Source organism: Ramlibacter sp. AN1015, assembly GCF_037726105.1.
GTDB lineage: Bacteria > Pseudomonadota > Gammaproteobacteria > Burkholderiales > Burkholderiaceae_C > Ramlibacter.
Genome location: NZ_JBBJUM010000032.1, coordinates 1 through 638 on the forward strand (window position 1 = coordinate 1; position 638 = coordinate 638).

Annotated in this window: 1 protein-coding gene; it reads left to right on the forward strand. The window is 66.9% G+C overall.

The window, feature by feature from the left end:
* A partial coding sequence (gene tnpC / locus WG922_RS21920; RefSeq protein WP_340285169.1) for an IS66 family transposase occupies positions 1-585 on the forward strand: 585 nt, incomplete at its 5' end.
* Between the last annotated feature and the right edge of the window lie 53 nt (positions 586-638).

Genomic DNA, 638 nt, shown 5'->3' on the forward strand with positions numbered 1-638 from the left:
GCCTTGTTCGCCAACGGCGTGACCGAGGCGGGCTGCCTGGCGCACGCGCGGCGCAAGTTCCATGAGCTGTGGGTCAACCACAAAAGCGCTGTAGGCGAGCAGGCACTGGCGCTGTTCGCCCGCCTGTACGAAGTGGAGCGCGAGGTCGCGGACTTGGACGACCTGGAGCGAAGACGCATCCGACAGGACAGGGGCAAGCCCATCGCCGATGCCCTGCATGCGTGGCTGCAGGCGCAGCGTCAGAAGGTGCCGCCGGGATCCGCCACGGCCAAAGCGATCGACTACAGCCTCGGGCGCTGGGTGGCGTTGACCCGCTACCTCGATGATGGCCGCCTGGCGGCGGACAACAACCGCGTTGAGAACCTGATCCGCCCCATTGCGATCGGCAGGAACAACTGGTTGTTCGCTGGGAGCCTGCGCGCGGGCCAACGCGCCGCCACGGTTATGAGTCTGATCCACTCGGCACGTCTGAACGGGCATGACCCCTACGCTTACCTGCGTGGCGTGCTCGAACGCCTGCCCACGCAACCGGCCAGTCGCATCGACGAACTGCTGCCGCATCGCTGGTCCGCTCCGGCCAATTGACTCCCTACCCGTGACCGCCACGCGCGGTCCAGATGGGATGGCCGGACGCTTAC